At 47.9% G+C, this 6081-nt stretch carries 7 protein-coding genes; 1 reads left to right on the plus strand and 6 read right to left on the minus strand.

Annotated elements, in window-relative coordinates; genetic code table 11:
• Positions 1-213: hypothetical protein (locus QZP87_RS08640; protein ID WP_291322518.1), on the plus strand; the 213-nt coding region annotated here is incomplete at its 5' end.
• 126 nt (positions 214-339) lie between these two features.
• Here the strand turns inward: QZP87_RS08640 and QZP87_RS08645 are convergent.
• From QZP87_RS08645 to amrA, 6 genes are all read right to left on the minus strand, one after another.
• Positions 340-1179 carry a protein-glutamate O-methyltransferase CheR gene (locus QZP87_RS08645; RefSeq protein WP_291322519.1) on the minus strand — a complete coding sequence of 280 codons (840 nt, stop codon included), beginning with the start codon at positions 1177-1179 and terminating at the stop codon, positions 340-342.
• Positions 1176-2261: a chemotaxis response regulator protein-glutamate methylesterase gene (locus QZP87_RS08650; protein WP_291322520.1), complete on the minus strand. Its 1086-nt coding sequence runs from the start codon at positions 2259-2261 to the stop codon at positions 1176-1178. The genes QZP87_RS08645 and QZP87_RS08650 overlap by 4 nt, the downstream gene beginning before the upstream one ends.
• Complete coding sequence (locus QZP87_RS08655) at positions 2251-2745, minus strand: ATP-binding protein (protein WP_291322521.1); 495 nt, start codon at positions 2743-2745, stop codon at positions 2251-2253. The genes QZP87_RS08650 and QZP87_RS08655 overlap by 11 nt, the downstream gene beginning before the upstream one ends.
• The gene (locus tag QZP87_RS08660) at positions 2745-3881 is read right to left on the minus strand and encodes a SpoIIE family protein phosphatase (RefSeq protein WP_291322522.1); all 1137 of its coding nucleotides are present in this window, start codon (positions 3879-3881) and stop codon (positions 2745-2747) included. Before QZP87_RS08660 ends, QZP87_RS08655 begins: the two co-directional genes overlap by 1 nt.
• Before the next feature lie 640 nt (positions 3882-4521).
• A complete protein-coding gene (locus QZP87_RS08665) occupies positions 4522-4980 on the minus strand; it encodes a chemotaxis protein CheW (protein WP_291322523.1) in 459 nt (152 codons plus the stop codon).
• A 21-nt stretch (positions 4981-5001) separates the two neighbouring features.
• A complete protein-coding gene (amrA, locus tag QZP87_RS08670) occupies positions 5002-5553 on the minus strand; it encodes an AmmeMemoRadiSam system protein A (RefSeq protein ID WP_291322524.1) in 552 nt (183 codons plus the stop codon).
• Between the last annotated feature and the right edge of the window lie 528 nt (positions 5554-6081).

A 6081-nucleotide genomic window follows, 5' to 3' on the forward strand; every position in this document is an offset into this window, starting at 1 on the left:
CGGGGACTGGCTCTCCCCGCACTTATTTTTCCAAGAAAACCAAGATCATTTGTAATAAAAATAAGTGCGGGGGTGCCTGTCCCCAATTTAGACAGGTTGAAAAGTTTTATAAGTTTCGCTGTAGTGGTAGAACTTTTTAAAATAAGTGCGGGGGTGCCTGTCCCCTGCTTTCCTCCGAAGGAGCCACTTTTTCTTATCGCTCCCACGCTCTGAGTGGGAGCGTGTCTGGACCGCTCTGCGGTCATTTGTGGACGCGGAGCGTCCGGAAGATGTTCCCACGCAGAGCGTGGGAACAATAAAAAAACAAAAAAAATAATACTTGTCTTTTGTTACTTTTTTTCAGGCCAGCTGATAGTAGATGGAGCGCAGGTACCTCTTGGGTACAAAAGATCTGGTTACACCGGAAAGGGATTCAGTAGAGCCGATAATCAGGGCGCCTTCAGGCTGGAGCACCCCGGCCAGTCTTTCGAACAGCTTTTTCTTGTCGTCCGGTTTGAAGTAAATAGCCACGTTGCGGCAAAAGACCACGTCGAACTTGCCCAGTCCTGCAAAAGCCTGCATCAGGTTCAGCTTTCTAAAATTGGCCAGCATGCGTACTTCGTCCTTAATGCGCCAATTATCGTCAGAAGTGGGGGCAAAGTACTTCTGAAGCTTATCCTTGCTAAGCCCCCTCTCGATCTCAAATTTGTTGTATTTACCGTAACTGGCCTGTGCAATGGCCTGGTCCGAGATATCAGTGCCCAGGATGCTCACCTGGTATTTGTTCATATCCGGAATGATTTCCTTTATGGCTATGGCTATGCTGTAAACTTCCTGTCCTGTTGAACAGGCCGCACTCCAGATACGCAGCTTGACGGGCATGGACTTTGGTGTTTTCTTGGCTCTGGCATCGATGATATCCGGGATTATTTTGTGTTTGAAGACCTCGAATGGCCCGCTGTCCCGGAAAAAAAGAGTCTCCTTGGTAGTTACCGCGTCTATGATGGCCTTTTCCAGTTTTTTGCTGGTATCGGATTTGGCCCGATGGTATAGTTCACTGAATCTGGAAAGATTATTCTGAACCATCAGATGCTTCAGCCTGGACTCCAGGAGGTAGGCCTTGCTCTGGTCCAGGTGTATCCCAGATACATTATAGATGTACTGGGCCAGAATCTTTAATTCTTCCGGGGTTATTTTCATCTTTTGACTGTGGAGGTAATTTCTGCGGCAATCTTTTCCAGGGGTGCTTCCTTGTCAACCACTCCTGCATCCCAGGCCATCTTGGGCATGCCGTACACAACACAACTGTCAGCATCCTGGCCGATGGTAACAGCCCCGAATGACTTCATTACCTTCAGCCCCAGGGTTCCGTCATTACCCATCCCGGTCATGATAACACCGGTGACTTTAGATTTATATTCCTTGGCTACCGACCTGAACAGGTAATCCACAGAGGGCTTGCAGTTGTTTTCAGGGGGATCGTCTGTAACTCTGAAAATCTTTACCTGATTGGCACCCACCACGATTTTTGCCTGCTTGCCGCCCGGTGCAATGTAGGCAACATTTTTTTTAAGGGTTTCACCGTCCTGAAGCTCTTTGACGGTCAGGGCACATTTCTGGTTCAGGCTTTCAGCCAGGGACTTGGTAAACAAAGGGGGCATATGCTGCACAATGGCTACCGGAACCCCCAGGTCGCCGGGCAGCATGGGCAGCATCTTGGTCAGGGCATTGGGCCCGCCCGTGGATATGCCAATGGCTACGATATCGGATTTTTCATAAGCGGATCTGGCTGGTCCGGTTGTGGTGGTTGTCCTGGTTTCCCTGGCCGGAGTCTCTTTTTCAGGGGTGCGTTTACCCTTGAGTGCACTTTTAAACTCGAAGCGCTTCAGAAAATGGTTGATGCGCGGGGTCAGGGCCGAGCGTATCAGTCTGATATTTTCTTCTCTGCTTTCCGATTCCGGCTTGGTCAAAAAATCAAAAGCACCCAGCTCCAGCGCTTTCATGGTTATTTCGCTGCCCTTTTTGGTCAGGGTGCTGACCATGATGACACCGATGTCCAGTTTCTTTTTTTGGATCTCCTGTAGAGTCTGAACACCGTCCATGACCGGCATTTCCACATCCAGAGTAATGAGATGCGGCTTCAGGGACTCAATTCGGCTCATGGCTATCTTGCCGTTGCTGGCGGTCCCGATCACCTCGACATCCGGAAATTCACCGAGTACATCGCTCAAGATTTTCCGGTAAACAATGGTATCGTCAACTACCAGAACCTTAAGTTTCATTTTTTGCCCCCCAAATTTGTGACCTTCCTCCCAAGCTTGAAAATTTAGCATCCTTGCCCTGGTAGCGGTCCATGTTGATCCTGCACTCCAGCCTTTTGCCACTGTCTTTGAAACTCAAATGATCAGTATATTCCTGAATAAGAAAAATACCCCATCCGCTCTGTGCAGGACTATCAGACAGGTCTTTTGTCAGGCGCTTTTCCCATTCAAAACCCTGGCCGGGGCTGATTACCACAATATTTATACTTCCCGGATCTATAGTCACCAGACATTCAATTGTTTTGGTAATGTCATTGCATGCCCCATGAACAATTGCGTTGTTCAGGGCCTCGCGAAGTACCAGGCACAGGTCGAAAAAAATTTTATCCTTTTCAACCAGGGAAGGGATGGATTTCAGCTTGTCCATTACGTGCTCCACATTTGCCGGATCCGCTGGAAAGCTGCACTGCAAAACATTATCTTGAACTCTACATTCTGAGGGCATCAAATCTCCGTTACCAGGAGAACCGCATCGTCCTCCGAAAAGGCATTTTCAGGACGCAATTTTGAAAATATATATTGCAGGGCCTGTTGCAGGGGGTAGCTGGAAGCATCCTGGCAGGCTTTCAAAAGTTTATCCATACCTTCCTGCCTGCTCATGTAGTTTTCGCCGAATGCCTCTACCAGTCCATCAGTGAAAAGATAGACCCGGTCTCCGGATTGAATATCTCTTTCCAGGGGTGAAAACTCCACTTGCTCGAAAGGACCAAGGATATCCCCTTCAGCATCAAGTATCAAAGCAGCGCTGTTGTCCCTGGGGATCATTACCGGTGGGGGATGCCCTGCATTGTACAGCCTCAGCTTTCGGCGCTCCCTGTCCACTTTCAAAAAATTTGCAGTCAGATGCTGGGTAGGCTGCAGTATGCGGTTCAGTACAGCGTTGATCATCTTGAGGCTTTCTTGCATCGGGGTGTAGGGGTTGATGTTCTGATCGATGAGTACTTTGAGTGCGGATGTCATATAGGCGGTGCCCAGATCATGACCGCTGACGTCAGCGACCACGTAAACATGGCTCTTTTCACCAGTCTGCACCACGTCCAGAAAATCACCTCCCGCTTCCAGAATGGGTTGGTAGATGTAGGAAAAATTGGCCTCGGGTAATTTTTCAGACTCCACCAGAAAGGACTCCTGGGCCTGCTTCAGGTCAGCAAACCTCTGCACCTGGGCCTCTATCAGTCTTTCCTTGGCAAACTTGAGCTCCAGGTGCACTCTTATGCGGGCTAAAACCTCTGTCTGGGCAAATGGCTTGCTGATATAGTCAACACCGCCCACTTCAAGGCCTTTTACAATATTTTCCGTATCGTTTAGAGCTGAAATAAAAATTATGGGGATGTCCTGGGTTATGGCCTCCTTTTTCAGCTTGATGCAGGTGTCAAAGCCGTCTTCCTGGGGCATCATGACGTCAAGAAGGATCAAATCCGGCTGATATTGCCCGGCTTTTGCCCTGGCCTCCACCCCGTCTTCTGCTTCCTGGGTCCGGTAGCCGAACTTGTTGAGCAGGACCCGAAGCATTCTTCGGTTCAGCGGTGAATCGTCAACAATTAGAATCAGTGGGGTACGTAATTTGCTGGTATTGGTCATAAAGCAATTTCTGGAAAGATTATCACTACAGCAAAACAAGTTTATTGAGTATCTGTTTAGCGCTTTGCATGTGGCATGGGGACTGGCTCTTCCGGGACCCACTTGTCCCAGAAAAAGAGACATTTTAAGCACAAAATGATGCTCATGTGGATCCTGGAGTGCCTGTCTCCTGCTTTCCCTGCTCCCAGGGAACGCTTTCAGCGTTGTTTAATCGTGACATAGGCGTGACAGGCAGGGTGTCGGAAATAAGTTACCAACATGCTGTTCAGCAATATGTGCTAAAGAGGGCCTGGCCCGCAACCAAGATAATGCAGTGCTCTTATCTTTTATTGTTCCCACGCTCTGCGTGGGAACATCTTCCGGACGCTCCGCGTCCACCAATGACCGCAGAGCGGTCCAGGTTCGCTCCCACGCAGAGCGTGGGAGCGAAGAAGGATTCTTATTCTTGTTCCCAGGCTCCGGTCTGGGACCTCGCTTTTTTGTGGCTCCAGCCACATTTATAAAAAAAGCGGCTGGTGCCGCAAGAACTAAGCATTCCCAAGCTTGAGCCTGGGAACGTGAGGTAACGAGGAACCAAGAACCAGGAACCAGGAACCGATTTTAACGACCAACATGTTGTTCCGAAATTTGAGCTAAGCGCCTAATCGCTGCTCAAAACTTCCTCGATATCCAGAATGGCTACCAGCTTGGTTTTGGATTTATATACTCCCTGAAAGTATTTGCCTTTAAGACCCTTAATATTTGACGGAGGCGAGGAAACCTTATCCCAGTCCGCCAGGACCACATCTGTGACTTTGTCCACCAGAAGTCCGATATATTCTTCCTTGGACTCGACAATAATAATCCTTGTATTATCGGTCATCCTGGAATAGGAAAAACCAAGCTTTTTACTCAGGTCGATAATTGTTACAATTTTTCCACGCAGATTCATTATGCCCAGAACATAATCAGGGGCATGGGGTACCACTGTAAAATCCAGTTGTTTATTGATTTCTTGGACCATATTGATATCGATCCCGCACATGGCTTCACCGATATAAAAACAAGATATCTGAAAAGGTTCCTTTCTATCTAAAGCTTTTTTACCTTTCTTTTCCATACCGCCTCCCTTACCGGCAAGCTAAAACACCACCGCCTGAAACCATAATATCCGGACACTTTTATCTTTATAGCAATGGGCATGCAGACCAGCCTTGCGGCAGGTATGAGCCAAAAAGGTTTCACGGTCCCAACCCCACTCCAGGGCTACCTGAGGCAATAAAAGTCCGGAATGAGGCCCCTTGCTGATGACCAGCCCATGCTTTCCCGGTTCAATCAGGTCAATATCTGGAACCGGCTCCAGGGGACTCAGTATGGAAATTTCAAGTTCCAGAAGCTGAAGTTCCTGAGAGGTAAGAGCTGGAAACCTGGGGTCATTAAAGGCCGCTTCTCTTGCCATCCTGATAATTGTTTTCCAGAGGGGTCCTTCACCTGAAATATTGCCGATGCAGCCCCTGAGATTGCCGTTTATCTTCAGAGTTACAAAGGCACCCAGGTGTTCCTTGAGCCTGTTGCTCGGCGGGGTTGGATAATCCCTCTCCCTGCCGTCTATACCGGACTTGATACTCAAAAAAGCCAGTTTTTTGAGATACTCCTGTTCTTCTATACTTATTTCAAAAACAAAAGAAGACATGTTGATCCACGACTGATGATTTTTGGGGTCATAAAATACAAGAATAATTTCGAGCAAAGACGCGGTTTCAGCGCCTGGCAGTGGGACTGTCCAGCACTTATTTTTTCAAAATCCATCAGATAAAAATAATTCATCAGATAAAATAAGTGCGGGACTGTCCCCATTGGGATAAGAGCACTTCTTTATCTTGGGTTGCGGGCACAGGCCGCATTAGAAATGATTAGAAGGGATTTGAAGCAGCCCCTGTAATCGGGGCAAAGATATCCCACGGCCTGCAAATCTTTATAATACCATTTGCAGGCTTTTGTAAACGTTAGATTTTGATTAAAATGGACAGGTCGAATTGTTTAGGTGTGTCGTTAGCACAAATTTCGGAACAACATGTTGGTCGTTAAGAAAACATTGTGCTTGCATGTTTGTGGGGACAGCGCGCACCAGCACTTATTTTTTTATTGAACAAGAAACAGATTAGAAAAATAAGTGCCGGGAGAGCCAGTCCCAGTGCTCAACGCGTCCTGCAAGGGTTGA

The organism is Desulfonatronospira sp. (assembly GCA_003563255.1).
Classification (GTDB): domain Bacteria; phylum Desulfobacterota; class Desulfovibrionia; order Desulfovibrionales; family Desulfonatronovibrionaceae; genus Desulfonatronospira.

Coding starts and splice junctions, on each gene's coding strand:
- QZP87_RS08645 (WP_291322519.1), bottom strand. CDS start 1,179: ATGAAAATAACCCCGGAAGAATTAAAGATTCTGGCCCAGTACATCTAT.
- QZP87_RS08650 (WP_291322520.1), bottom strand. CDS start 2,261: ATGAAACTTAAGGTTCTGGTAGTTGACGATACCATTGTTTACCGGAAA.
- QZP87_RS08655 (WP_291322521.1), bottom strand. CDS start 2,745: ATGCCCTCAGAATGTAGAGTTCAAGATAATGTTTTGCAGTGCAGCTTT.
- QZP87_RS08660 (WP_291322522.1), bottom strand. CDS start 3,881: ATGACCAATACCAGCAAATTACGTACCCCACTGATTCTAATTGTTGAC.
- QZP87_RS08665 (WP_291322523.1), bottom strand. CDS start 4,980: ATGGAAAAGAAAGGTAAAAAAGCTTTAGATAGAAAGGAACCTTTTCAG.
- amrA (WP_291322524.1), bottom strand. CDS start 5,553: ATGTCTTCTTTTGTTTTTGAAATAAGTATAGAAGAACAGGAGTATCTC.